Annotated in this window: 23 protein-coding genes; 9 read left to right on the top strand and 14 right to left on the bottom strand. The window is 58.6% G+C overall.

Annotated features, from left to right (window positions below; translation table 11 throughout):
- Positions 1 to 65 precede the first annotated feature (65 nt).
- The 7 genes from QMP16_RS11215 to trpS all read right to left on the bottom strand — a co-directional run bounded on the left by QMP16_RS11215 (position 66) and on the right by trpS (position 4,761).
- Complete coding sequence (locus QMP16_RS11215) at positions 66 to 479, bottom strand: GNAT family N-acetyltransferase (RefSeq protein WP_282152453.1); 414 nt, start codon at positions 477 to 479, stop codon at positions 66 to 68.
- On the bottom strand, positions 479 to 1,063 hold the full coding sequence (tsaB, locus tag QMP16_RS11210) for a tRNA (adenosine(37)-N6)-threonylcarbamoyltransferase complex dimerization subunit type 1 TsaB (RefSeq protein ID WP_282152452.1): 585 nt from the start codon (positions 1,061 to 1,063) through the stop codon (positions 479 to 481). Before tsaB ends, QMP16_RS11215 begins: the two co-directional genes overlap by 1 nt.
- On the bottom strand, positions 1,053 to 1,616 hold the full coding sequence (locus QMP16_RS11205; protein WP_058273506.1) for a NifU family protein: 564 nt from the start codon (positions 1,614 to 1,616) through the stop codon (positions 1,053 to 1,055). Before QMP16_RS11205 ends, tsaB begins: the two co-directional genes overlap by 11 nt.
- Before the next feature lie 69 nt (positions 1,617 to 1,685).
- The gene (locus QMP16_RS11200; protein ID WP_282152451.1) at positions 1,686 to 2,279 is read right to left on the bottom strand and encodes a 2-hydroxychromene-2-carboxylate isomerase; all 594 of its coding nucleotides are present in this window, start codon (positions 2,277 to 2,279) and stop codon (positions 1,686 to 1,688) included.
- 9 nt (positions 2,280 to 2,288) lie between these two features.
- Positions 2,289 to 2,744 (bottom strand): universal stress protein, encoded by a 456-nt coding sequence (locus QMP16_RS11195; RefSeq protein ID WP_058273504.1) that lies wholly within the window; start codon positions 2,742 to 2,744, stop codon positions 2,289 to 2,291.
- A 65-nt stretch (positions 2,745 to 2,809) separates the two neighbouring features.
- Positions 2,810 to 3,673, bottom strand: coding sequence for a branched-chain amino acid aminotransferase (locus tag QMP16_RS11190; protein WP_282120134.1), 864 nt, complete (start codon positions 3,671 to 3,673; stop codon positions 2,810 to 2,812).
- A 59-nt stretch (positions 3,674 to 3,732) separates the two neighbouring features.
- Positions 3,733 to 4,761: a tryptophan--tRNA ligase gene (gene trpS, locus QMP16_RS11185; RefSeq protein WP_282152450.1), complete on the bottom strand. Its 1,029-nt coding sequence runs from the start codon at positions 4,759 to 4,761 to the stop codon at positions 3,733 to 3,735.
- Between the two features lie 86 nt (positions 4,762 to 4,847).
- On the opposite strand from trpS, the gene QMP16_RS11180 reads away from it, so the two are divergent.
- On the top strand, positions 4,848 to 5,534 hold the full coding sequence (locus QMP16_RS11180) for a rhomboid family intramembrane serine protease (RefSeq protein WP_282152449.1): 687 nt from the start codon (positions 4,848 to 4,850) through the stop codon (positions 5,532 to 5,534).
- On the opposite strand, the gene murJ is transcribed toward QMP16_RS11180, so the two are convergent.
- Genes murJ through QMP16_RS11165 form a run of 3 tightly spaced genes read right to left on the bottom strand, consistent with a single transcriptional unit; the run spans position 5,535 to position 11,024 of the window.
- Positions 5,535 to 7,076 (bottom strand): murein biosynthesis integral membrane protein MurJ, encoded by a 1,542-nt coding sequence (murJ, locus tag QMP16_RS11175; protein ID WP_282152448.1) that lies wholly within the window; start codon positions 7,074 to 7,076, stop codon positions 5,535 to 5,537. It abuts the gene before it with no gap.
- On the bottom strand, positions 7,073 to 9,844 hold the full coding sequence (locus QMP16_RS11170; protein ID WP_282152569.1) for a [protein-PII] uridylyltransferase: 2,772 nt from the start codon (positions 9,842 to 9,844) through the stop codon (positions 7,073 to 7,075). The genes murJ and QMP16_RS11170 overlap by 4 nt, the downstream gene beginning before the upstream one ends.
- A 7-nt stretch (positions 9,845 to 9,851) precedes the next feature.
- The gene (locus tag QMP16_RS11165) at positions 9,852 to 11,024 is read right to left on the bottom strand and encodes a penicillin-binding protein activator (protein ID WP_282152447.1); all 1,173 of its coding nucleotides are present in this window, start codon (positions 11,022 to 11,024) and stop codon (positions 9,852 to 9,854) included.
- An 88-nt stretch (positions 11,025 to 11,112) separates the two neighbouring features.
- Here QMP16_RS11165 and rsmI point away from each other — a divergent pair, with 88 nt between their 5' ends.
- From rsmI to gshB, 3 genes are all read left to right on the top strand, one after another.
- A complete protein-coding gene (rsmI, locus tag QMP16_RS11160) occupies positions 11,113 to 11,970 on the top strand; it encodes a 16S rRNA (cytidine(1402)-2'-O)-methyltransferase (protein ID WP_282152446.1) in 858 nt (285 codons plus the stop codon).
- 1 nt (position 11,971) lies between these two features.
- Complete coding sequence (locus QMP16_RS11155) at positions 11,972 to 12,343, top strand: YraN family protein (protein WP_282152445.1); 372 nt, start codon at positions 11,972 to 11,974, stop codon at positions 12,341 to 12,343.
- Between the two features lie 61 nt (positions 12,344 to 12,404).
- On the top strand, positions 12,405 to 13,337 hold the full coding sequence (gene gshB, locus QMP16_RS11150; RefSeq protein ID WP_282152444.1) for a glutathione synthase: 933 nt from the start codon (positions 12,405 to 12,407) through the stop codon (positions 13,335 to 13,337).
- On the opposite strand, the gene QMP16_RS11145 is transcribed toward gshB, so the two are convergent.
- The 4 genes from QMP16_RS11145 to cobU are packed head-to-tail and all read right to left on the bottom strand — an operon-like array spanning position 13,334 to position 16,933.
- Positions 13,334 to 14,848 carry a YifB family Mg chelatase-like AAA ATPase gene (locus tag QMP16_RS11145; protein ID WP_282152443.1) on the bottom strand — a complete coding sequence of 505 codons (1,515 nt, stop codon included), beginning with the start codon at positions 14,846 to 14,848 and terminating at the stop codon, positions 13,334 to 13,336. The two genes, gshB and QMP16_RS11145, sit on opposite strands and share 4 nt — an antisense overlap.
- 45 nt (positions 14,849 to 14,893) lie before the next feature.
- A complete protein-coding gene (locus QMP16_RS11140; RefSeq protein WP_282152442.1) occupies positions 14,894 to 15,778 on the bottom strand; it encodes a glutathione S-transferase in 885 nt (294 codons plus the stop codon).
- A gap of 58 nt (positions 15,779 to 15,836) precedes the next feature.
- Positions 15,837 to 16,415, bottom strand: a complete 579-nt coding sequence (locus tag QMP16_RS11135; RefSeq protein WP_282152441.1) for a histidine phosphatase family protein — start codon at positions 16,413 to 16,415, stop codon at positions 15,837 to 15,839.
- On the bottom strand, positions 16,412 to 16,933 hold the full coding sequence (gene cobU / locus QMP16_RS11130; RefSeq protein ID WP_282152440.1) for a bifunctional adenosylcobinamide kinase/adenosylcobinamide-phosphate guanylyltransferase: 522 nt from the start codon (positions 16,931 to 16,933) through the stop codon (positions 16,412 to 16,414). Before cobU ends, QMP16_RS11135 begins: the two co-directional genes overlap by 4 nt.
- Positions 16,934 to 17,033: 100 nt before the next feature.
- On the opposite strand from cobU, the gene QMP16_RS11125 reads away from it, so the two are divergent.
- The 5 genes from QMP16_RS11125 (at position 17,034) to QMP16_RS11105 (ending at position 21,503) form a co-directional block, all read left to right on the top strand.
- Positions 17,034 to 17,912 (top strand): RNA polymerase factor sigma-32, encoded by an 879-nt coding sequence (locus QMP16_RS11125; RefSeq protein WP_282152439.1) that lies wholly within the window; start codon positions 17,034 to 17,036, stop codon positions 17,910 to 17,912.
- Entirely contained in the window at positions 17,909 to 18,724 is an 816-nt protein-coding gene (locus QMP16_RS11120; protein ID WP_282152438.1) for a ChaN family lipoprotein, read from the top strand. The genes QMP16_RS11125 and QMP16_RS11120 overlap by 4 nt, the downstream gene beginning before the upstream one ends.
- Before the next feature lie 62 nt (positions 18,725 to 18,786).
- Positions 18,787 to 19,983: a bifunctional phosphopantothenoylcysteine decarboxylase/phosphopantothenate--cysteine ligase CoaBC gene (gene coaBC, locus QMP16_RS11115; RefSeq protein ID WP_282152437.1), complete on the top strand. Its 1,197-nt coding sequence runs from the start codon at positions 18,787 to 18,789 to the stop codon at positions 19,981 to 19,983.
- Between the two features lie 15 nt (positions 19,984 to 19,998).
- Positions 19,999 to 20,454, top strand: coding sequence for a dUTP diphosphatase (dut, locus tag QMP16_RS11110; RefSeq protein ID WP_282152436.1), 456 nt, complete (start codon positions 19,999 to 20,001; stop codon positions 20,452 to 20,454).
- Positions 20,454 to 21,503: a HesA/MoeB/ThiF family protein gene (locus tag QMP16_RS11105; protein WP_282152435.1), complete on the top strand. Its 1,050-nt coding sequence runs from the start codon at positions 20,454 to 20,456 to the stop codon at positions 21,501 to 21,503. Before dut ends, QMP16_RS11105 begins: the two co-directional genes overlap by 1 nt.
- Positions 21,504 to 21,525: the final 22 nt, after the last annotated feature.

Below are 21,525 nucleotides of genomic sequence, written 5' to 3'. Positions count from 1 at the left end.
ACGTTTGCAACCGCCGTGGTCAACAGATTTTTGACCATTTGGTCGAAAAAATATGTCTTAAGCGGTCAATCCAGCGCGGATTCCATCACGATAGCATCGGTTTTCTGATTGTTTTCGCGCAGATAATACCCCTTGCGCAAACCACAGGCGCGATAACCGCTGTGTTCATACAGCGCGATGGCGGGCAGGTTATCCGCAGCGACGTCCAGGAAAGCGCGCGTCGCGCCCAAAGCCTTTGCTTTGGAATGCCACTCTTGCATGCACGCTCGGGCCAGGCCCTGCCGCTGAACGTCCGGATGCGTGGCGATTGTCAGCAATTCAGCCTCATCGCCGATCACCTGGAACAGCGAAAAAGATTGAGTATTTCCAACGATATGTATGAACCGATTGTTCAGAAGATCCGCAAATTCGACCGCAGCCCACGACCGTGACCGGGTAAATGCCGCCGCGTGTGTTCTGGCAAGATCCTCGGGAGTCATCAGTCCAGCAAAACCGGGGGGGTGTCTTTGGAAGGGGCCGCATCCGCAGGCCGAACATAGAGTGGAGCTGGCTGCGCGGTGTTGGTCTGCCACTTTTGCCCGGCGATCCGGGCAATAGCGCGAACTTGTGCTTCGGCGTCGTCATTCAGGATTAGAGGGCCAAGTGATTCTGCCTCAATTTGAGGCATAAGCATCGGACTTTGGTCCGGCAACGCCACGTAAACCTGATCACGTGGGGCGCGGATCGCGGGCAGGGCGTCCATAGACATATCGGCCAATGCGTCGAACCCGGACACGCCTACCGCTGGAACGCCAAGCCCCAGGGCTAGGCCGCGCGCCGCAGAAACCGAGATTCGGATGCCGGTAAAGTTTCCGGGTCCAACGCCGACACCAATCGCGGACAGGTCTTTCCACCCATATCCGGCATCTGCCAGAACCTCTTCCAGCAACGGCATAAGACGTTCGGCTTGACCGCGTGACATGGCTTCGATGCGCGAAGTCACGATCCGGTTGCCGCACAACAAAGCGGCCGCGCAATGCGCGGCCGATGTATCAAACGCCAAAATAATGGGGTCAGACGGCAACAGGGCGAACCTCGGTCACTTCGGGGATGTAGTGGCGCAGCAGGTTTTCAATACCCATCTTCAACGTCAGGGTCGAAGACGGGCAACCCGCGCAAGCACCCTGCATGTGCAGGTAGACAACGCCCCGGTCAAACCCGTGGAACGTGATGTCACCGCCATCCTGAGCAACCGCTGGACGGACACGGCTATCCAGCAAGTCTTTGATTTGGTTAACGACTTCGGCATCTTCGCCGGTGTGTTCTGCATGGCCCGATGCAGCTGTTTCACCAGCTCCGATGACCGGTTGGCCGGATTGATAATGCTCCATCACCGCACCCAGAATCGCGGGTTTGATGTGATCCCATTGGACGTCATCGGACTTGGTGACGGTCACGAAGTCATTGCCGAGGAATACACCCGTTACTCCGCTAACCGCAAAAATCCGTTTCGCCAAAGGTGATTTTTCACCGGCTTCAGCCGATGGGAAATCCGCAGTGCCCGCTTCCAGCACGGTCTGGCCGGGCAGAAACTTCAAGGTTGCAGGGTTCGGCGTGGATTCGGTCTGGATGAACATGTCACGGCTCCGTTTCAGTTGCATCTGATATGCGGGTCCGAGCCGGATAAGTCAAGATTTGGAACGATTCTAAATGTTGACTGCCAACCGGATTGCATCATCCAACCGATCGTCACCCCAGTATAGTTCGTCACCGACCAGAAAACTCGGCGCGCCAAACAGCCCCTTGGCCTGAGCGGTTTTGGTCTGCTCGATCAGATCTGACTTGATCTCGGGGTCTTGGGTTCTGTCCAAAAGGTCGTCAGGCAAACCGGTGGATTTCAGGCAATCAACCAGAACCGCATCGTCCGACACGTTCTGACCCCGTGCAAACTCCGCTGTATAGACCGCCCGAACGAAACGCGCCCTGTGGGACTGATCTTCAATAGACAGCGTGAGGCGCGCAGCCTTCAGGCCGTTTTGCGGAAACGGGTCCGGCTGCCGGAAGGAAAGGCCGCGTTGCGCCGTCAAACGCTCCATATCGCGCCACATATAACGTCCCTTGGCCGGGTAGATGTTAAACGGGGAATTGTTCCAGCCCTGCGCCGCGAAAATGGGCCCCAGAAGAAAGGGATGCCATTCTACGACGACGTCATGCTGTGCCGCAGCCTGTTCGATTCGCATGGCGCTGAGGTAGGAGTAGGTCGATGCGAATTCGAACCAGAACTGGATGCGGCGTTGCATTGGGTGGCCTCAGGTGATGGCTTCCAGCTTTTCCTTGCTAAGGTCGCCGGGCACAATTGTGATCGGAATCGGCAAGCTGCCCGAGTTTTTAGTCAGCTGCGTTACCAAAGGGCCAGGCCCTTTCTTTTCGATGCCAGCCCCCAGGACCAGAACGCCGATGTCCGGGTCTGACTGGACATGTTCGATGATCTGAGGGACAGGGTCGCCTTCGCGAATGGATAGTTCGGGGTCGATCCCTTGTTTGTCGCGCATCCATTTGGCGAAAACTTCGTAATGCGCATGAATGCGTTCGCGTGCCTCTTCGCGCATGGTTTCGGCAACACCGATCCAGTGATTGAACTCATCGGGTGGGATGACGGACAGGATCGTTACCCCTCCACCGGTATGGGCTGCACGCATTGCAGCGAAACGCATCGCGTTAAGGCATTCACGGCTGTCATCCAGAATGACTAGAAACTTACGCATGGGTGTCCTCGTGTATTTAGGGGGATCATGCCCGACCAAATGCGGGCTGGCAACACGGCGTATGGCTACCGAGTGCTTGCCGCCCAGTCCCAATAAAGCTCGCGCGCGCGGCGTGCAATCGGTCCGACCTGATATTGCGTGTCTTCCAATGCGGTGACCGGCGTTATCTTGTTCATGTTACCGGTCATAAACACCTCGTCCGCCTTGTGAAAATCTTCAAAGCTGAGGACGGATTCGTGGACCGTCACGCCATCGGCGCGCAGGTTTTTGATATGCCGCGCTCGGGTGATACCAGCCAGGAAAGTTCCATTGGGCGTAGGGGTGAATACCTCGCCGTCCCGGACCATGAAGATGTTTGCGGTGGCGGTTTCCGCCACATGACCCAAGGCGTCCGCCACCAGTGCGTTCGAGAACCCTTTGGACTTGGCCTCTTTCAGCATTCGGGCGTTGTTGGGATACAGGCATCCGGCTTTGGCGTTTACAACGGCTGATTCCAGAACCGGTCGGCGAAACCGCGTGGTGGTCAGCGTGACCGAAGCTGTTTCCGGTGCCATTGGTATTTCTTCCAGACAAATGGCAAATCCGGTGCTGTCCTGCTGAGGCACAATGGCCGTGGCGTCCCCGTCGATGCCCCAATACATCGGCCGAATATAGACGGCGGAACCTTTGGCATAGCCATCCAGCCCTTCGCGGACGATTTCGACCATCTGTTCGGTCGTCACGGTCGGTGTCAGCAAAAGCGCCTCGGCCGAGCGGTTGACCCGTTCGCAATGGGCCACCAGATCCGGGGTCAGCCCGTCGAAGAATCGCGCGCCGTCAAAGACCGAAGACCCCAGCCAAGCGCCATGGTCTGCCGCACGCATGATCGGGGCATCCCCGTTGTGCCACTGACCATCAAAATAGGTGCGGATATTTTTGCCGACTGCCATGACGCCCTCCTTTGCCCTTGGGGCAACCTAGGAAGGCGTCACGGGAAGGTCCAGCGCAATCAGCCTTGTTTTGCGCCAACCATACCCACGATGTCGTAGGTCTGTTGCAGGATCGGGGCCGCTATCGCCCGCGCCTTTTCCGCGCCGCGTGCAAGAATCCGGTCAATCTCGGCCTCTTCACCCATAAGACGGGCCATCTCGGTCGAGATCGGCGACAGTTTGGCGACCGCCAGCTCAGCGAGCATCGGTTTGAATTCACCGAATTGCTTGCCGCCGAATTCGGCCAAAACCTGTTCCGCCGTTTGATCGCTGAGCGCAGCGAAGATGTTCACCAGATTGCGCGCCTCGGGGCGTTCGGACAGACCGTCGGTTTCTGAAGGCAGGGCATCCGGGTCGGTCTTGGCCTTGCGGATCTTTTTGGCGATCTCGTCGGCATCGTCCGTCATGTTGATCCGGGTCATGTCGGACGGGTCCGAAGATGACATCTTCCGCGAGCCGTCCCGCAGGTTCATCACGCGCGGCGCGGGTCCACCGATTACCGGCTCGGTCACCGGAAAGAAATCCACGCCATAGTCATGGTTGAACTTGATCGCGATGTCGCGAGTCAGCTCCAGATGCTGTTTCTGGTCCTCGCCCACCGGCACATGTGTCGCGTGGTAGGTCAGGATGTCCGCTGCCATCAGCGCCGGATAGGCAAACAAACCCAGCGAGGCGTTCTGAGCGTTCTTGCCCGCCTTGTCTTTGAACTGCGTCATCCGCTGCATCCAGCCCATGCGGGCGATACAATTGAAGATCCACGCCAGCTGCGTGTGCTCGGCCACCTGGCTTTGGTTAAACAGGATGGACTTTTCAGGGTCCAGACCGGCGGCAATGAAACCGGCGCAGACTTCACGGGTCTTTTCGCGCAGACGGGCCGGGTCTTGCCAGACGGTGATCGCGTGCAGGTCGACCATGCAGTAGATGGTCTCGAAATCTTCGCCCTGCATATCCACAAAACGCTTGAGTGCACCCAGGTAGTTGCCAAGGTGCAGGTTTCCCGAAGGCTGGATGCCGGAAAACACGCGCGGCGTGAACTTGGTTTCGGTCATCGAAGGGAACTCCCGTCTGGAAAAATCAGCCCCCGTCGCTTACCCATGAGGTCAAGGGACGTCAACAGCCGCGAAAGGCCAGCCCAATGAGCAGTGAGCATTATACACCCGCCGTGAACCCTCTGCCGCCCGTTGTGGTGGCGTTGGTCCTGTTCATCATGGGGATCGAATTGGCGTTTACGCTGGGTGCACGTGGTCTTGTGGGTGGGCCATCAGCGGTAGGTTGGCGGTTGGATGCCCTGCAGAGCTACACCTTTTCCCCGGATATCTTTCACTGGATGATCGAGAATGGCCGTTGGCCGTTTGAACATGTGATCCGTTTCGTGACCTATCCGTTCGTGTCTGGCAGTTTTACCCAAGCGGTTTTTGTCAGCGTCTTCGTTCTGGCCATGGGCAAAATGGTAGCCGAAGTGTTCGGCGGTTTTCAGATGCTGATCATTTTCGTTTTGTCCGGTATCGGTGGCGCGTTGGTCTATGGGCTGGCGCTGAATCCCGCCTATCCGCTGGTCGGAGGGTTCCCACCGGTTTACGGTCTGATCGGCGCGTTCACATGGCTGCTGTGGTGCAAATTGTCACTGGTCGGCGAAAACCAGTCCCGGGCCTTCAGCCTGATCGCGGTTTTGATGGGCATCCAGCTGGTGTTCGGGCTTTTGTTTGGCGGCACGTCCGACTGGGTTGCCGATCTGGGCGGGTTTGCCACCGGATTTGGTCTATCGTTTTTCCTGGCACCGGGCGGATGGGCGCGGATCGTGGGACGTATTCGCCGCGACTGATCAGGATCGGCGCAACGCTTTTCTGAATTCGGACAGCTCGAACGCTTTGAAGAGGTGGCCGAGGAAGAAATAGGTGGCCGCTGCAACTATGATCAGGACAAGCAGCGCCAGATAACGCCATCCGGGTACCTGGAAGGTCCAGCCAAAAATATGAAGGGCGGCGAAAAGCACAACGCCCATACCCAGCGATGCCGCGACGACGCGCCAGGCACGTCGTTTGAACCGGTCGTCAAACCGTGCTTCATCGCCGAAACGGCGCGCTCCAATCGCCAACAAGGCAACCATCGCCCAACCGGCAGTCGAAGCCGCGATCGCCGGTGCGATCCACCCCACCAATGGGTAAAGACCAAAGGCCAGCCCGGCATTGATGATCATCGCAACTACGGCATAGCGAAACGGAGAACGGGTGTCTTCGCGCGCGAAGAACAAGGGCTGCAGCAGCTTTTGCAACATGAAAGCGGGCAGGCCGACGCCATAGATAGCTACGGCCAAAGCAGTGGCTGCAGTGTCCTCGGGGCTGAATTGGCCGCGTTCGAACAGGACCGACACCAGAGGTATTGGAATGATCAGAAAGGCAACGGTGGACGGCAGGGTCAGCAGCAGTGTGAACTCTCCGGCGCGGGAATAGGCATTGCGCGCCCCGTCCTTGTCCCCGGCCCGTAAGCGGCGCGACAGATCGGGCAGTAGGACGATCCCCACCGCAATACCGACCACGCCCAATGGTAATTGATACAGCCGATCCGCTGCGAATAGCCAACTGACAGCCTTTTCGGTTTTGGACGCGACCAACTGGCCAACCACAAGATTGACCTGCGTGACGCCCATCGCCAAAGCGGCGGGCACTGCAATGCGAACCATGCGTCGCATTTCCGGGCTGAGCTTGGGCAGGCCGGGACGGATGCGAATACCTGCTCGTTCTGTCGCCACCCAAACCAGCGCCAGTTGCGCGACCCCTGCCAGCGGAATGACCGTGATCAGCCACCAGATTACGTCGCCGCCAGACAGCGCGCCTGCGATCAAAGCAGTACAGGCAAAGATATTGAGTAAGACAGGCGCGGCAGCGGCAGCCGCGAACCGACCGGTGGCATTCAGAACGCCGGAAAACAGCGCGGCCAGCGACATGAACAGGATATAGGGAAAAACGACGTAACCGTAGTCGACAGCCATGTCGAAGCGTTCATCGCCATAGAACCCTTCGGCGGTCAGCCAAACAAGTCCAGGCATGAATACCATCGCCAATCCAACCAGTGCCAAAACAGCCGCCGTCAGCAGGTTGAAGGCATCCTGAGCAAACCCTTCGGCGTCTTCTTCGCCCTCCAGTCGTTTCGAGAACATCGGTACAAAGGCGGCGTTGAAGGCACCTTCGGCAAAGAAACGACGAAACATGTTGGGCAGGCGGAAAGCGGCAACAAAGGCGTCCATCACCGGACCAGGCCCGATATAGGCGGTTAGCAGAATCTCCCGGAGAAATCCCAAAATTCGACTGGCCAGAGTCCAGAATCCGACCGTGAACAGGCCTGAAAACAACCGGATCTGTTTCATGAGATTGCGCGCTCCGCACCTTCGGTGATGGCTTTGCGCAGCTTGGTCTCAAGACCGCGTTGCTTGCTTTCGGAATGGTATTTCAGGCCGAACATGTCCTTGACGTAGAAGGTATCGACAACTTGTTCGCCATAGGTCGCGATCACGGCGTTGGCGATATAGACATTGGCGGCAGCCAGCGTTCTTGTCAGGTCATACAACAGGCCCGGACGGTCGCGGGTATCAACCTCGATGATGGTGTAGATCTCGGACCCGTCATTATCGAAGATGATATGGGTCGGCACATTGAAGGCGCGTTCGCGTTTCTTGATCTTGTCGCGCGATTTCAAGGCGTCACGCGCAACGACTTCGCCCTTGAGCGTCTTTTGGATCATCTGTGTTAGTCGCGGTAATCGGCTGGCCTCAAAAGGGTGGCCCTCGGCATCCTGAATCCAGAACGCATCGGTGACGTACCCGTCCTTGGTGGTATAGCTACGGGCGTCGACCACGTTAGCCCCAACCAGCGCGAGCGCCCCGGCGATGCGGGCGAAAATCCCCGGATGGTCCGCCATGGCAAAACACGCGCGGGTGGCGTCGCGATCGTCATCCGGATGCAGGTGAATTTCCATCGCGCCGGGGTCGCCGCTGTGTTCCAGAGCGCGTAGCATTTTCGCGAACTCAATATGTGTAGACAGGTTCAGGCCCTGCCAATAGGGCGCATAGTGTCGTCCTGTTTCGGCCTTCAGGTCAGCCTTCGACCAATCGTCAAGCGCCGAACGCAGCGCCTTTTTGGCTTCTGCGCCACGGTTGGCCCGGTTCAGGTCTTCCATACCGGTTTCAAGCGCCCGTTTGGTTTCAGCGTGCAAGGCGCGCAGCAGGGTGGCCTTCCAGTTGTTCCAGGTGTTGGGCCCAACGCCGCGAATGTCACACACGGTCAGAACCGTGAGCAGATCCAACCGTTTGACCGTTTTAACCGCCTTGGCAAAATCGCGCACTGTGCGCGGGTCCGAGATGTCGCGTTTCTGCGCCATGTCCGACATCAAAAGGTGATATCGTACCAACCATTCCACGGTTTCAGAGTCTGATTTGTTCAATCCCAACCGTGGAGCAACCTTGCGCGCGATCTGAGCGCCCAGAATGGAATGGTCCTCGGGTCGCCCTTTGGCGATATCGTGCAGCAGCAATGCTACGTAGAGGACCTTGCGATTAACCCCGCGTTTCAGGATCGATGAGGCCAGCGGTAGTGACTCGACCAATTCACCGCGTTCAATCTGGGCCAGGTTGACGATGGTCTGGATCGTGTGCTCGTCCACTGTATAGCTGTGATACATGTTGAACTGCATCATCGCCACGATGTGTTCGAACTCTGGCAAAAACGCCGACAATACTCCCAATTCGTTCATGCGGCGCAGGGCGCGTTCCGGGTTGCCGTGTTTCAGCATCAGGTCCAGAAAAATGCGCTGCGCCTCTTTGTTTTGGCGCATGTCGTCGTCGATGAGGTTCAGGTTGGCCGTCACCAGCCGCATCGCATCCGGGTGGATCAGCATGCCAGTGCGAAGACCTTCCTCGAACAGACGCAGAAGGTTCAGCTTGTCGGATAGAAACTTCTTGGCGTCCGCTACATCCAAGCGACCGTGAACGACCTTGTACCCTGCTTTGACACGTGGTCGGCGCCTAAAGATGCGTTCCAGTAGAGCGGCGCCTTTCACGTGTGACGCTTCGAGTTTGGTCAGGAAGATCCGGGTCAGTTCTCCGACGCGCGTTGCCTCGCGGAAATAGCGTTGCATGAACACTTCAACAGCCCGTCGCCCAGCCCTGTCTTCATAACCCATCCGGTCGGCAACCTCGACCTGCAGGTCGAAGGTCAGTTGTTCCGTCGCACGACCGGTCAGCAGATGCAGATGAGAGCGTACTGCCCACAGAAACTCTTCGGCCTCTACAAAGGTGCTGAATTCCTCGGGTTCAAACAGGCCCAGAGGGACCAGTTCAGCCACGTCCTGAACGCCATAGATGTACTTTGCAATCCAGTAGAGCGATTGAAGATCGCGCAGCCCGCCCTTGCCCTCTTTTACATTGGGTTCGACCATATAACGCTCGCCCTGCTTGTGGTGGCGCTCGTCACGTTCCTGCAGCTTAGCCTCGATGAATTGACGCTCGCTGCCCTTGAACAGCTCGGTTTTCAGGCGGTTATCAAGTTCTTCGGCAAGGGCTGAGTCCCCGGCCAGATAGCGTTGCTCGAGCATCGCGGTACGGATGGTGAAATCCTCGGTGCCCAGTCGCAGACAATCCTTGATCGTTCGGGATGAATGACCAACCTTCAGGCGCAGATCCCAAAGCATGTAGAGCATGGACTCAATGACGCTCTCGGCCCAGGCGGTGATCTTGTAGGGCGTCAAAAAAAGCAGATCGACGTCCGAAGCCGGGGCCATTTCGCCGCGGCCATATCCACCAACAGCAAGAACCGCAATCTTTTCGCCCTGCGTCGGGGTTGCCAGCGGATGTAGATAGGTGCAGGCCACTTGCATCGCTGTGCAGACCAACCCGTCGGTCAAATAGGTATAGGACCGGGTCAAAGGTCTGGCGTCAAAGGGGCGTTTAGCGAAGGCATCCGCAATGGTCTTGCGCCCAGCCTTTTGGGCATCGCGCAGGATGCGCACGGTTTCATTCCGCCGCGCGGCATTGTCCTGAATATTTTCAAAGGCTTCCGACAGTTGCGCCAGGATGGCGGCACTGTCGAAAATTTCATCGGCCGGGCAGATCAGCTCACCCTTGGGGATGAGCGTCAGCATCGGCTGATCAGAAACCGGCGCCAGAGAAGCTTTGAGGGGCGGAGTCAATCACTACTACCTGTTTGTTCTGGATCGTGGCAACGGCCAGACCGCGTTCATTCGTGCCGTCTGATCGCAGGCGGAAGATGCCGCCAACGCCCTGGAAACCGGCATTTTGTGTCAGGGCAGATGCGGTCAGCGCGTCGGATTTGCCCTGGCTGACCAAAGCCGCAATTGCTGCAATGCCGTCATAGGCCAGACCACTGATCGGGTGCGGAGCCTCGCCATAGGTGCTGTTATACCGCTGGCGGTAAGCCTGCGCCTTTGCCGGGTCGGGCAGGGCGAACCAGCCCCCTTGAACACCAGGCAGATCCAGCGTCTGAGACGGGATGTCCCAGCGTGTTAGGCCAACGAACTGGGTGGTGGCCGACGACACACCAGCTTCTGGCAACAGCTGCGAATACAGCGGCAGTGCACCTGCCGTCGTTGCCGTCAGAAACACCGAATCTGCGCCAGCAGCATCCACGGTTGCCTTGATCGTTGGAACAGAGTTGATGACGCCTTGCTGAGACCGGTCGTAGCCAACCGTACCCGCGTTCGCTACGCGGCTGCTGGCAAGCGCAGTTGCAATCGCCGATTGACCAAGCTGACCGGCTGCATCGTTGCTGTGGACGATGACCATGCTGGTTTTGCCTTGCGATCCGGCAAAGTTGACCAAACGGTTGGCCGTGTTCTGAAAGGTCGGGCCGAGAACAAAGACGTTGCCACCTGCAATGCTTGTATTGTTCGAGAAGGACAGCACGTTGACCTTGTTATTCAGTACGGAGAGGCCCGCCGAGTTTGCCGCCTGTGCGTAAACCGGGCCAATGATGATCTTCGCCCCATCCGCTACGGCCTGTTGCGCGACTGTCGCGGCCGTGTTCGAGCTGCCCCGCGTGTCATAAACGCGCAGATCAATCTTAACATTCTGCAGATCGGCCATGGCCAGACGCGCCGCGTTCTCAAGGCTCCGCGCCAGTTGGGCGTCGCCGGAATTTCCCGATCCCGCCGGAACCAAAAGTGCGACCGGAACGGGTTTCGACGTGTTAATGGAAGGGCCTCCGCCAAGGCCGCCGGGCTCACATGCCGCGAGGAAAGCGGCGGTTGCCAGGATCGCGGCGGATTTCGCCAGCTTGCGAACGGGCTTGCAAACGGTAAACATCTAAATGAAAACTCCCTGTCCCGGCGGCTTGGGGTACCACCAATCTGTTATGCCGCGATAATAAACGTCACGCTGTGAGGGTCCAGCTTTGAATTTTCAAAAAGTAAGATTGGGCGCGGGCCTGTATTTTGTTGCCACTCCGATCGGTGCGGCGCGCGACATCACGCTCAGAGCGCTGGATGTGCTGGCCTCGGCTGACGTCATTGCCGCCGAAGACACGCGCAGCTTGCGCCGGTTGATGGAGATTCACGGCGTACCGCTGGATGGGCGGCGAATCCTGGCCTATCACGATCACAGCGGCGCAGGCGCGCGCGGGAAAATCATTGATGCATTGCAGGACGGGAAGTCTGTCGCTTATGCATCTGAGGCCGGAATGCCGCTGATTGCCGATCCGGGATACGATTTGGGGAAGGAGGCTGCCGAGGCCGGTCATACGGTGACCTGCGCACCGGGACCATCCGCAGCGCTGATGGCGCTGACGCTGGCCGGGCTGCCGACAGATGCGTTCTTTTTTGCGGGCTTCTTGCCAAATGCATCCGGCGCGCGCCGGTCGCGGATCGAGGCATTGCGGGACGTGCCGGGCACATTGGTGTTTTACGAATCTCCGAAACGCGTGGCGGCGTGTTTGTCGGATCTTGCAACCGTGCTGGGCAATGACCGTCAGGCCGCAATGTGCCGCGAGCTGACGAAGAAATTCGAAGAAGTTCGCCGCGGGACGTTGGAAGAACTGGCGGCCGACCTGCAAGGGCAGACAGTCAAAGGTGAAATTGTTCTGCTTGTGGATCGCGGACATTCGGAAACTGTTAACGAATCCGACGTAGAAGAGGCGTTGAAACGAGCCTTGGAAACCCATTCGGTTCGCGACGCGGCCGATCTGGTATCAGAGATGTACAAGCTGCCGCGCCGCCCGATCTATCAGAAGGCTCTGAAATTGGGAAAGGGATGACATGGCCGCACGATCCGTTCGAAGTTCGGTGTCCTATCATGCTGGGCAGGCGGCGGAGCAGCAGGTTGCATCAAATTATGAACAACGCGGCTATACCATCCTGAATCACCGCTGGCGCGGTGCCGGTGGCGAGATCGATCTTATTGCGCGCGACGCTCTCGGGATTGTCTTTGTTGAAGTGAAGAAAAGCACCAGTTTCGATGCGGCCGCCGCCCGGATCAATCGCCGCCAAATGGATCGCATCTGCGCATCAGCGGCCCAATTTCTGGAAACCGAACCAAACGGGCAATTGACCAATGTGCGGTTCGACGCGGCTTTGGTGGATGCCTCAGGCGCCGTTCAAATTATCGAAAACGCCTTCGGATTAACCTGATCCCCATTGAACCCCCGACGTGGCTGGGCCATGTATCTGGCGTGAAACTGAGGGACACGCCATGAAAATCGCCTTTCAGATGGACCCGATCGGGGCCGTGGATATTAATGCCGACAGCTCTTTCCGTCTGGCCGAAGAGGCACAGGCGCGCGGACATACGCTGTTTTTCTACAGCCCGGATCAGCTGGCCTATCAAGAGGGGCGGATCACCGCGCGCGGTCAGGACATGAAAGTTCAGCGCGTGGCGGGCAATCCGGCGGAAGTTGGCGCCGAGCGTGAAGTGGACTTGGCAGAGTTCGACGTGATCTGGCTGCGCCAGGACCCGCCGTTTGACATGCATTACATCACATCAACCCACTTGCTGGACCGTCTAAAGGGGCAAGTGTTGGTTGTGAATGATCCGTTCTGGGTGCGGAACTACCCCGAGAAACTGCTGGTTCTGGATTTCCCGGACCTGACCCCGCCGACAACAATTGCGCGCGACTTGCAGACCATCAAGGCGTTCAAGGAAAAGCACGGCGACGTCATCCTCAAACCGCTTTATGGCAACGGTGGTGCAGGAGTTTTCCGGTTGGATGCGAATGACCGCAACCTGACTTCGCTGCACGAACTGTTCACCGGATTCTCGCGCGAGCCTTTGATTGTTCAGAAATTCCTGCCGGATGTCAGCAATGGCGACAAGCGTGTGATTTTGGTCGACGGTGACGCTGTCGGTGCGATCAACCGCGTACCGGCCGCGGGCGAAACACGTTCGAACATGCATGTGGGCGGTCGTCCCGAAAAGATTGGCCTGTCCGTGCGCGATCTGGAAATTTGTGCCGCGATTGGTCCGTTGCTGAAAGAAAAAGGTCAGGTCTTTGTCGGAATCGATGTGATCGGTGACTACCTGACAGAAATCAACGTGACCTCGCCGACCGGCATTCAGGAACTCGAACGATTTAATGGCGTGAACGTCGCCGAAAAGATCTGGCAAGCGATCGAGGCCAAGCTCTAAAGCGCAACCTTGGCGCTGATGCGAAAGCTCAGCGCCTCGGCGATATGAGGGCGCCGGACATCCGGTGCCCCGTCCAGATCAGCGATGGTACGCGCCACACGCAGGATTCGGTGAAAAGCGCGGGCGGACAGGCCAAATCGCTCGGCTGCCTTCAGCAACAGGTCTTTGCCTTCAGCATCCGGGGCGGCAATTTCGTCCAGCTGCTTCCCCTCTACGTCGGCGTTCTGACGGGTGGACGGTGTATCGCGAAACCGCTCTGCCTGAATTGAACGGGCTTGTTCGACACGCGCGGCAACGGTGGCGGAACTGTCGCCAGAGGGTGGCAGGTCCAGATCGGTGAATCCGACCGGGGGCACCTCAATCCGCAAATCGAACCGATCCATCAGCGGCCCGGAGATTCGGCTCAGATAATCCTCTCCGCAAACAGGAGCGCGGGAACAAGCGCGCCCGGGATCGGTGAGGTAGCCGCATTTGCAAGGGTTGGCCGCCGCGACCAGCATGAACCGGCAGGGGTATTTCACATGGGCATTTGCACGCGCGACCATGACCTCTCCAGTTTCAATAGGCTGGCGTAGTGTCTCTAGAACCGTGCGTGGGAATTCCGGGAACTCGTCCATGAACAGAACGCCGTTGTGGGCCAGTGAAATCTCGCCCGGCTTTGCCCCCCTGCCGCCACCAACGATCGCAGCCATGGACGCCGTGTGATGAGGTTCGCGAAACGGGCGACTGCGACTGATCCCACCTTCGTCCAATAGCCCGCACAACGACTGAATCATCGAGGTTTCTAATGCTTCGGTCGGTGTCAGCGGCGGCAAAATCCCGGGCAGGCGGGCGGCCAACATGGATTTGCCGGAACCGGGAGGGCCGGTCATGATCAGGTGGTGTCGACCCGCCGCTGCGATTTCCAGGGCGCGCTTTGCACGTTCTTGCCCTTTGACGTCGCGCAGGTCACGCGCGCAGGGCTCAAGTGTGACTTCGCCGGGCTGTGCGGTGGGTAGCGGAGACTGGCCCGAGAAATGTCGCACCACGTCCCCAAGCGACCCAGCCCCGATGACCTGCGTCGCATCGACCCAAGCAGCCTCGGCACTAGAGGCACGGGGGCAGAGCAAGGCCCGATCCTCAGCCGCCGCAGTCATTGCAGCGGGTAGGGCACCGACCACAGGCACTAGTGAGCCATCCAAAGATAACTCGCCCAGCGAAACCGAACCTTCGGCGGCGTCCCGCGGAATGATCTCTAACGCGGACAGCAATGCAACAGCTATGGGCAGGTCGAAATGGCTGCCTTCTTTGGGTAGGTCGGCAGGCGACAGGTTGATGGTGATCCGTTTTGACGGCAACGCGATGGCCATCGAGCTCAGCGCGCTGCGGACGCGGTCCCGCGCCTCGGACACGGCTTTGTCGGGCAGCCCGACGATGGAAAATGCGGGCAGGCCCGGTGAGACGGCGCACTGCACCTCGACCGGGCGGGCATCGACCCCTTGAAAAGCAACAGTGTGGGCGCGGGCAACCATGAATGACCTTTTTGGTTAACAGGTCGTTGCTGCCACGGCTGCGGTTTAAGAATCGTTAACGTCGCGGGTCATCTCGGTGAATTTTGGCCATGCACCGGGATCAGCGACTGTTTTGTCACGGCAGAACCAGTTGCAGAACCCCCAGCGCTGGCCGTTCAGTTCAAGAACTGCGGTGATGGCTTTGCCGGAATATGGGCAGGCGTCGTTGATTGACGTAGTACCATCTACCGCTTTTGCTTGCGAAGTACCGGCAATTGGCCAGGGCTCTGATGGCAGATCCATTGGGTATGGAAAAGGGTCGTAGTTGACCGTCAGCCCCATCGCACGCCACTGGCGGGCAGAAGCATCCGACAGCAAATCAAGGCAGTAGTCGCGATTGGCATCAGCGATCGGCAAGCCATAGCCAATAATCCGTGCCGCGACCGGCGTATAGAACACGTCCGCAAGGGAATAGTGGCCGAACAAAGGACCGGAGTCCGCGCCAGACACATCACGGGCATGGGCCCACAAGGCCTCGATCCTTGCAAGATCGGCGCGTGTTTCGGTCGATGGAGCGAACCCCTGCCAGCACTGTTTGAGCTGCATCGGACACTGCCCGCGCAACGCGCCAAACCCGGCCACCATTTCGGCGCAAAGCCACCGCGCAGTAGCGCGCGCGGCGGGGTCTTTGGGCCAAAGCCCTGCTTCGGGATGTAACTCGGCAAGGGTTTCCGCCATCGCCAGGCTTTCCCCAACCACGGTGCCGTCGGGCAATCGCAGGGCCGGGACAAGGCGGGCGGGCGCGAGGGGTTTCATATCCTCGGCCATGGTGCCGGAATAGAGGCCGATCATGTGGGAACGATAGGGCAGGCCGAACTTTTCCAGCATCAGCCACCCGCGCATGGACCAGCTGGAAAACAGGCGGTCTCCGATAAACAAATCATAAGTCATGCGGCTAGGATGGCGTGGCCGATCCATTCCGTAAATCAGTGATTTGTGCGCGGTTGCATCACGGAAGATGATTGATCCGTCCGACAGACCAGCGATCGCCGTGATGCGTGATTTCGGTGACCGAAAGGTTGTCGATGCGATGGCCAAAAGCCTCTTGCGAGTCAACGTCGAGAGCCCTTTGGACCTGGGTCAGGATCACGCCAAAATGCACCACGACCACAAGATCGCGCCCGGTGTGCTGTGCGATCAATTGGTCGACGGCTGCGTCGACACGCGCGCGGACCTCGTTCCAGCTTTCCCCGTTTGGTGGGCGCACATCGCCGGGGTTGTCCCAATATGCAAAGGCAAGTTCGGGGTCTTCAGCCTCAATCTCTTTGAAGGCGCGCAGCTCCCAAGTGCCGAAATTGATTTCGCGCAGCGCAGACTGATGTTGCAGCCGCCGCCGTGTGCCTTGAATGGCCGATGCAGTATCGGCGGCGCGGCTCAGGTCAGAGGAAACAAAGATAGCGTCCGCAGGCAGGTGGTCATGCAACCGGGCAACGGCAGCGTGATCGCTGAGGTCAGCAGGCAAGTCGGACCAGCCGACCATCGTTTTGGCATGAGTTGGGCCGTGGCGCACGAGATGCAGACGTGTCAATCCAGTCGCCCCTTCAATACCAACGGCAGGCCAGCCGTAACTTGCACCACCAGATCGGCCTCGGCGGCCAATGCGATGTTTAACCGTCCCTGCGCTTCGCGGAACCGGCGGGACAGCGCGTTGTCAGGGACGATCCCGTGTCCAACCTCGTTCGAGACGATGACGACCTGTGCGGAACACAAGCGTAGCGATTGTAAAAGCGCGCTTTGCGCCTGTTCCAGATCGTTTTCTGCAAGCAGGTGATTGGTCAGCCACATGGTGGCACAGTCGATCAGACAGACAGAGGTGGAGGGCAAATTCGCCAATGTCGGGCCAAGGTCAAAAGGGGCCTCAACCGTCTCCCAACCCTCGCCACGTTGGGAAATGTGGCGCTGAACCTTATCTTGCATCTCGTCATCAAACACTTGTGATGTTGCAAGATAAACCCTCTTTTTTTTTGATAAAACAACGAGTTGCTCGGCAAAACCCGACTTTCCCGAGGCTGCGCCGCCTATCACAAAGGTTAAATCCGGACTCACGATAATTACCTTCCATGTGATCCACCCGGTTTAGTTTTGCGTATCGTTCATAGGTCGGCAAAGCAACCCCGGCCCGCGCCTGTGAAAAGGGGAGATTTCAATGGCACTGGACAATGCGAACGACTTCTCGATGTCCCGAAAGGCAATGAAAGCCGAGCTTCTGGATGCGGAAACCGAATTGAAGTTGGCATATGCGTGGCGGGACGACCGCGATGAACAGGCCCTTCACCGATTGATCACGGCCTATATGCGGCTGGCCATTTCGATGGCGGCCAAGTTCAAACGCTATGGGGCGCCGATGAATGATCTGATCCAGGAAGCCGGGTTAGGATTGATGAAAGCCGCCGACAAGTTCGACCCCGACCGGGGCGTGCGGTTTTCGACCTATGCGGTCTGGTGGATCAAGGCGAGCATTCAGGACTATGTGATGCGCAACTGGTCAATGGTGCGCACCGGGTCCACGTCTTCGCAAAAATCCCTGTTCTTCAACATGCGACGTGTGCAGGCCCGGCTAGAGCGTGAGGCCGCGTCCGATGGCATGGATCTTGACCGTCATCAATTGCATCAGATGATTGCCGCAGAGATCGGCGTTCCGTTGCGGGACGTGGAAATGATGGAAGGTCGTTTGTCCGGCTCCGATTTCTCGTTAAATGCCGTTCAATCGACAGATGAAGACGGCCGGGAATGGATCGATGCGCTGGAAGATGAGCGCGAACAAGCCGCGGAGGCGGTCGAAAACAGCCACGATACTCAGCAATTGCGTGAATGGCTGGTGACGGCAATGCAGGCTTTGAATGATCGCGAAAGGTTCATTGTCCGCGAACGCAAGTTGCGCGAACCCGCCCGAACGCTGGAAAGCCTTGGGCAGGAACTTAGCCTGTCCAAAGAACGCGTGCGTCAGCTTGAGGCTGCGGCTTTTGTGAAAATGCGCAAGAACCTTGAAGCCCAATCGCGTGAGGTGCAACACTTCATCGCATGAAACATCTTGCGATTCTGCTTTGTGCACTAGTGGTTATGGCCAACCCTGGCCATGCCGATGAGCTGATACCCGACGACGTTGTGTCTGCGATGACGTCTGCGGACGTCGTCATATTAGGCGAAATTCACGACAACCCGCAGCACCACATCATTCAGGCCGAGGCGTTGAAGGCCATCAATCCCTCGGCGGTTGTCTGGGAGATGGTGACTGAAGAGGGCGCCCAGCGGCTAGCGGACAAGGCCATTTCCGATCCGGAAGAGCTTGCCAGAATTCTGAAGTGGCTCGAATCCGGCTGGCCGCCGCTTAGCATGTACTACCCGGTCTTTCAGGCCTCAGACGCGCCGGTTTACGGTGCCATGGTTCCGCGCGCGGCGGCGCGCGCGGCAATGGAACGTGGCGCCGCCACGGCTCTGGGTGCTGATGCTGCCCGTTATGGATTGACGGTGCCATTGCCGAAGGATGAGCAGGCCGAGCGTGAGGCTGATCAACTCACTGCCCATTGCAATGCCATACCCGAAACCGCCTTGCCACAACTGGTCGCAATCCAACGGTTGCGGGATGCGGTTCTGACAAGGGCCATATTGCGCGCTGTAGAGGATACCGGCGGACCGGTTGCGGTGATCACCGGCAATGGTCATGCCCGTAAGGACAGGGGGATTCCAACCTTTCTGTCCCGGTTACGCCCCGGTTTGAAAGTTTTCGTGCTGGGTCAGTCCGAGGATGGCGTCATTGACGGTGAGTTCGACGCTGTGATCGACAGCCCCGGCATCGAACGTGAAGACCCTTGTCTGGCGTTTGAGACACAGAATTAACCGCTGGAACTGTCCGTTGGCCTTGCCTAATGTCGGGCCGACCGGGACGGGAAGGGCACAATATGCTGGCATCGAAACGCATTCTTCTAATCATCGGCGCTGGAATTGCGGCCTATAAGTCGCTGGATCTGATCCGGCGGCTGAAAGAACGTGGTGCCTCTGTAACACCGGTTCTGACAGGCGCGGCAGAAGAGTTCGTGACACCTCTGTCGGTCTCGGCGCTGGCCGGAGAGAAGGTTTATCGCGATCTGTTCGATCTGACGGATGAGGCCGAGATGGGCCATATTCAACTGTCACGGTCCGCCGATCTGATCGTGGTCGCACCGGCAACGGCGGACATGATGGGAAAGATGGTCGCTGGGCTGGCTAACGATCTGGCCTCGACCCTGCTGATGGCGACAGATACGCCGGTTTTGTGCGCGCCAGCCATGAACGTCCGCATGTGGGATCATCCGTCAACACAGCGCAACCTCAAGCAACTGCAGGCAGATGGTATCCGGTTTGTTGGCCCAAATGAGGGTGACATGGCTTGTGGAGAGTACGGCCCAGGCCGGATGTCGGAACCACTGGAGATCGTGGCCGCGGTCGAGGCGCAACTTGGCAACGGTCCGCTGAAGGGCAATCGCATTCTGGTCACCTCCGGCCCTACACATGAACCGATCGACCCCGTGCGCTACATCGCCAACCGGTCCTCGGGCGCGCAGGGCACCGCGGTGGCACGGGCGTTGTCTGCGCTGGGCGCTGATGTGGTTTTTGTTACCGGCCCTGCCGATGTTTCACCGCCCGAAGGGGTGCAGGTTATCCGCGTGGAAACCGCGCAGCAGATGTCTGACGCGGTCGACGCTGCACTGCCAGTAGATGCGGGTGTGTTTGCTGCTGCAGTTGCGGATTGGCGCATGGCGGCGGCTTCAGACAAGAAGCTGAAGAAAAGCCGCGATGGTCTTCCGGTGCTGGAGTTTGCTGAGAACCCCGACATCCTCAAACGCGTGTCCAGGCTTGATGCGGGACGGCCGACGTTGGTGGTTGGCTTTGCCGCAGAAACTGACAACGTGCTTGAACACGCCACTGCGAAACGCGCGCGCAAGGGCTGTGACTGGATCGTCGCCAATGATGTCAGCCCTGCGACGGGCATCATGGGGGGATCAGAAAACGCGGTCACCCTGATCTCGGACGAAGGGGCCGAAGAATGGCCGCGCATGGACAAGGATGCAGTGGCACAACGTCTGGCGCAAAAGATCGCCGACGCTCTGACAAGCTGAACAAGAGGTGCAGTGATGGTAGCAATTCGTGTGATCCGCGAAGACGGGGCCGATCCGGCCATCGATTTGCCGTCTTATGAAACGACTGGCGCGGCGGGTGCGGATGTCAGGGCGAATCTGCCGAATGGAAATTCGATCATGTTGGAACCGGGGCAGCGCGCTTTGATTCCTACGGGGCTGCGGATCGAGATTCCAAATGGGTACGAGGTGCAGGTTCGACCCCGATCCGGCCTTGCGTTGAAACACGGGATTACTCTGCCTAATACGCCCGGCACGATCGACAGTGACTATCGCGGCCCGCTGGGGGTGATCCTGCTGAACGCCGGTCAAGAAAGTTTTGAGATTGCGCATGGTGAACGCATCGCGCAACTGGTCGTCGCCCCCGTCGTGCAGGCTGCGTTTGAACCTGTCGAGGTGCTCAGCGAAACGGATCGCGGCGCAGGCGGTTTTGGCTCGACTGGGCGCGGTTGATGCTTCTTGTTCTGATCCTTGCCGGTGCTCTGTGGGGCATTGGGTACGTGGCGGGGGTGTCCCGAACTGCTCGCTCCGTGTCGGTCAGCGTCTTGCTGATCGGTGTACTTGTTATCCAACTGACGTTGCCGGGTGGGCACCCGCTCCGCGAGGCAACCGGCGGGTCTGCGGCCTTGTGGTTGATCCTAGGTGGTGCCGCGGTTTTGGTATTGAGCTATGGCAAGGTGCTCAAAACGCTGCGCAACCGCGCTGCGCCACAGCCAGCCGAGGAACCTGCGATGTCATCTGACAAGTTCTCTGAGACCGAGTTGGAGCGGTATGCCCGCCATATCGTTTTGCGCGAACTGGGCGGGCCGGGGCAGAAAAAGATGAAACAGGCCCGTGTGCTGGTTATCGGCGCGGGCGGTCTTGGTGCGCCGGCGTTGCAGTACCTTGCGGCGGCTGGCGTGGGCACCATCGGTGTGATCGACGACGATATTGTTGAAAACGCCAATCTGCAGCGGCAAGTGATCCATCGCGATGCCGACATTGGCATGCCCAAGGTTTTCTCGGCCCAGCAAGCCATGCAGGCGCAAAACCCGAACGTGATTGTTCTGCCCTACCATCGTCGTCTGACTGATGAGATTGCAGCAGACCTGTTCGCCGATTTCGACCTGATCCTCGACGGTACCGACAATTTTGACACGCGCTACTTGGTCAACCGTACTGCGGTCGCACTGGGAAAACCGCTTATTTCAGGTGCTCTGTCGCAATGGGAAGGTCAGCTGAGCGTCTTTGACCCCGCCAATGACGCGCCTTGTTATCAGTGTATCTTCCCTGAGGCACCGGCCCTCGGTCTGGCCCCGTCCTGTGCCGAAGCGGGGGTTATTGGCCCGTTGCCCGGCGTTGTGGGGTCGATGATGGCGGTTGAGGCGATCAAGGTGATCACCGGGGCCGGGCAGGCCCTGCGCGCCGAAATGCTGATCTATGACGCGCTCTATGGCGAAAGCCGCAAGATCACCCTGGCCCGACGCTCGGATTGCCCCATATGCGGAGCGGCAGACGCGTAAGCCAATTACTGCGCTAAATTAG

It is taken from the genome of Ruegeria atlantica, from assembly GCF_947495585.1.
Lineage (GTDB): Bacteria > Pseudomonadota > Alphaproteobacteria > Rhodobacterales > Rhodobacteraceae > Ruegeria > Ruegeria atlantica_G.
Note: the sequence above shows the minus strand (reverse complement) of the source record. Positions and strands in the feature narration are given on the sequence as shown.

Coding starts and splice junctions, on each gene's coding strand:
- QMP16_RS11195 (WP_058273504.1), bottom strand. CDS start 2,744: ATGCGTAAGTTTCTAGTCATTCTGGATGACAGCCGTGAATGCCTTAAC.
- QMP16_RS11165 (WP_282152447.1), bottom strand. CDS start 11,024: ATGTTTACCGTTTGCAAGCCCGTTCGCAAGCTGGCGAAATCCGCCGCG.
- QMP16_RS11190 (WP_282120134.1), bottom strand. CDS start 3,673: ATGGCAGTCGGCAAAAATATCCGCACCTATTTTGATGGTCAGTGGCAC.
- QMP16_RS11145 (WP_282152443.1), bottom strand. CDS start 14,848: ATGGTTGCCCGCGCCCACACTGTTGCTTTTCAAGGGGTCGATGCCCGC.
- dut (WP_282152436.1), top strand. CDS start 19,999: ATGGTAGCAATTCGTGTGATCCGCGAAGACGGGGCCGATCCGGCCATC.
- trpS (WP_282152450.1), bottom strand. CDS start 4,761: ATGACCGAAACCAAGTTCACGCCGCGCGTGTTTTCCGGCATCCAGCCT.
- murJ (WP_282152448.1), bottom strand. CDS start 7,076: ATGAAACAGATCCGGTTGTTTTCAGGCCTGTTCACGGTCGGATTCTGG.
- QMP16_RS11170 (WP_282152569.1), bottom strand. CDS start 9,844: ATGCTGACGCTCATCCCCAAGGGTGAGCTGATCTGCCCGGCCGATGAA.
- coaBC (WP_282152437.1), top strand. CDS start 18,787: ATGCTGGCATCGAAACGCATTCTTCTAATCATCGGCGCTGGAATTGCG.
- QMP16_RS11215 (WP_282152453.1), bottom strand. CDS start 479: ATGACTCCCGAGGATCTTGCCAGAACACACGCGGCGGCATTTACCCGG.
- QMP16_RS11140 (WP_282152442.1), bottom strand. CDS start 15,778: ATGACTTATGATTTGTTTATCGGAGACCGCCTGTTTTCCAGCTGGTCC.
- gshB (WP_282152444.1), top strand. CDS start 12,405: ATGAAAATCGCCTTTCAGATGGACCCGATCGGGGCCGTGGATATTAAT.
- QMP16_RS11200 (WP_282152451.1), bottom strand. CDS start 2,279: ATGCAACGCCGCATCCAGTTCTGGTTCGAATTCGCATCGACCTACTCC.
- QMP16_RS11180 (WP_282152449.1), top strand. CDS start 4,848: ATGAGCAGTGAGCATTATACACCCGCCGTGAACCCTCTGCCGCCCGTT.
- QMP16_RS11105 (WP_282152435.1), top strand. CDS start 20,454: ATGCTTCTTGTTCTGATCCTTGCCGGTGCTCTGTGGGGCATTGGGTAC.
- QMP16_RS11125 (WP_282152439.1), top strand. CDS start 17,034: ATGGCACTGGACAATGCGAACGACTTCTCGATGTCCCGAAAGGCAATG.
- QMP16_RS11120 (WP_282152438.1), top strand. CDS start 17,909: ATGAAACATCTTGCGATTCTGCTTTGTGCACTAGTGGTTATGGCCAAC.
- QMP16_RS11205 (WP_058273506.1), bottom strand. CDS start 1,616: ATGTTCATCCAGACCGAATCCACGCCGAACCCTGCAACCTTGAAGTTT.
- QMP16_RS11155 (WP_282152445.1), top strand. CDS start 11,972: ATGGCCGCACGATCCGTTCGAAGTTCGGTGTCCTATCATGCTGGGCAG.